5 protein-coding genes are annotated in these 2,318 nt (G+C 38.9%); 1 reads left to right on the forward strand and 4 read right to left on the reverse strand.

Going from position 1 to position 2,318, the window contains the following annotated elements:
- On the reverse strand, positions 1-311 hold a 311-nt coding region (locus ACFIJR_RS08870), incomplete at its 3' end, for a phage terminase large subunit (RefSeq protein WP_375654049.1).
- A complete protein-coding gene (locus ACFIJR_RS08875; protein WP_273791598.1) occupies positions 292-624 on the reverse strand; it encodes a hypothetical protein in 333 nt (110 codons plus the stop codon). The genes ACFIJR_RS08870 and ACFIJR_RS08875, both read right to left, overlap by 20 nt.
- Before the next feature lie 202 nt (positions 625-826).
- Between ACFIJR_RS08875 and ACFIJR_RS08880 the strand changes: the two genes are divergently transcribed.
- On the forward strand, positions 827-1,453 hold the full coding sequence (locus tag ACFIJR_RS08880) for a hypothetical protein (RefSeq protein WP_375654051.1): 627 nt from the start codon (positions 827-829) through the stop codon (positions 1,451-1,453).
- A 9-nt stretch (positions 1,454-1,462) separates the two neighbouring features.
- Here the strand turns inward: ACFIJR_RS08880 and ACFIJR_RS08885 are convergent, their stop codons facing one another.
- Together ACFIJR_RS08885 and ACFIJR_RS08890 are read right to left on the reverse strand one after the other, a co-directional pair.
- Positions 1,463-1,993 carry a hypothetical protein gene (locus ACFIJR_RS08885; RefSeq protein ID WP_375654052.1) on the reverse strand — a complete coding sequence of 177 codons (531 nt, stop codon included), beginning with the start codon at positions 1,991-1,993 and terminating at the stop codon, positions 1,463-1,465.
- Positions 1,980-2,318: hypothetical protein (locus ACFIJR_RS08890; RefSeq protein WP_273788732.1), on the reverse strand; the 339-nt coding region annotated here is incomplete at its 5' end. The genes ACFIJR_RS08890 and ACFIJR_RS08885, both read right to left, overlap by 14 nt.

Below are 2,318 nucleotides of genomic sequence, written 5' to 3' on the forward strand. Positions count from 1 at the left end.
GCTATACGACCATCTATCGACTTAATCGACGACTCCCCAACCTTGTAATAGTCCTTTAAAAAGTCATGCGCTTCAATAGCGCGCTTAATTTCCTCCAATGAACTTTCTGCCAAAGAATTCTGAAACTGACGTGCACAAAGAATAGTGCCCGATATCCCTTGCATACCAAATTGATAGCCTTTTAAAGCAGCCATCAAGGCAAATGATCTTGTCTTTCCAGACCCTCGTCCACCCCAAGCCGCCCGTACCAAAGCATCCCCTGTAAAAATCGGTATAAGCTTTGGTACAATACTAATCTGTCGTGTTGTCATTGACCAAAGGCGCGATTTCTACACGCGTTATCACCTTAATGGCTCCCCCATCTTCACCTGTTACCTGTAAAGGCAACACCTTACCAAGCAACGCTAAATAAGCAGCGGGGCATTCCATAGCCTGCTTTTCCAAATAAGAAATCAAACCATCCTTGCCAATTTTATTCCCAGCATTCTCAGCAGCCTTAACCACTGCTTCTTTTAAAATGCGCGTCATCTTATTCGGAACGCCTTTGACACGCCCTTGACCTGCCTTTGGGGGTATACGCTTTTTAATCGGTTGTGGAGCCTGCTGTGTATTTTCTGATGTCATAAAATACGCCCTCCAGATAATAAAAAACCCCGCAAATGCGGGGATTCCAAACTGCACTGCCTCTCATCTAGACACAATACGCCTAAGTACAGCAATGTCATTAAATACGATTTGCTACAATTTGTCAACATAAAAATAACACATATTGATAATTTCAAAGTGAATCGGTTAAACAGCGCTTATGAATAATTAAGGGTTCAAAATGATGAAATCATTATCCATAACACGCATCATAACATTTATAGCTTTCTTTTTTATATCAGCGCTACCTGCATCAGCGTCATTTGGATTTATAGACAAATTGACGCGTATGTTTACAAGTGTAGATACTATGGAGAAGTATAATAAACTTTACAACAAATACGCGAGTGAATCATATATTGGCTCTATGCATTCTGAAAAGATACGCAAAGCAGAAGAACTTTCACTCAGCACGGGCACAGAATATTCGTTTTTTAAACAAGAAGATATATTGTATCGTCACATATCAGTTGTTGGTTGTGCATCCCTTATGAGTTTATTGCGGGGTGATTATAATAAGGAGATGTCGCAAATGGATCTACCCAATGTAATAAAGCGTTTACGCGATGAATATGATTGGAGTGAAAGCGATTTTATGTGGGCATACGACGTGGTCAATGATAACGAGGATCCAATGATTTATTATGCAAAAAAATTTATGATGGCTATAGATAAGCGTTCCGATTTAAGAAAAGAACAAGTAAATAACATAGTATCTCAAGTGAAAAGAAATGATCATAAAAGTTTAAAGGAATCCATTGAATTTTGCAGAAACTTACAAACGATATACAATATAATGAAACCGTAATAGAGATTGTCATTTACGATCAAAATGTTTCTGAAGAGCATTAAGAGCAACACGTAATGAATTCACAAGATATGGTAGCATTTGATCTTCTATCACGAGGTACTGTAGCGCAGCGTGAAGATTGTACTGTCTATAAAGGCATTGTGCTTCTTTTAGTGCCTCTTGCATGTTGATAAACTGCTCTGTTGCAAATGCTACCCATTTATCTCTTGCCTTATCATCAGATGATGACGGCATTTCGTCATAAATCGCATTAGGCAAGCCTTTTGCACAAAGGTAATCGTTTCTTATCTGTAAATACTGTTGCGCGGCGTCGTATTGCTCTTGAGTAAGCACGCCTTGCAAGCAAAGCCGCCCTATGTAAGACCCAGAAAGTGGATTTTTTGCCTCCTGTAGCGTTAAACCGAAGCGCTTTGCACGCATTTCTATTGCCAATTTATCAACGGCTTCACGCGGTGCTTTTGCACGTGATATACGCCCATTTGGTTCTCTTACCTGCCCTTTTATTTTAGGGCGTCCCCTTTTTTTATTTTTTTTCACAGATAACCTCAGACACCTGTTTAACGTTTTCCCAAATTTCCTCTGAGTTTGAATTTATTTTTGCATCTAAAGACGCTACAAGTACTAGCAACACGCCGCCTATACAAAAGGCTGGAATTTTTTTCCAATCATCATCATCATTCATCATCCACACGAAGATAATGACAATCATTACAATTAGAAAGCCTGCTGATATATTACAGAATGTCTCAATCTTATTATTATGTTGTAATGATTTTATCTCCTGATCTGTAATAGTATAGTTATAAACTGGCTTAGATTTACAGATTGCACTAAAGGTATGGAGCGGCGGCTTATCAGACAT

This window comes from Bartonella sp. OD88NMGDW (assembly GCF_042193775.1).
Lineage (GTDB): Bacteria > Pseudomonadota > Alphaproteobacteria > Rhizobiales > Rhizobiaceae > Bartonella > Bartonella grahamii.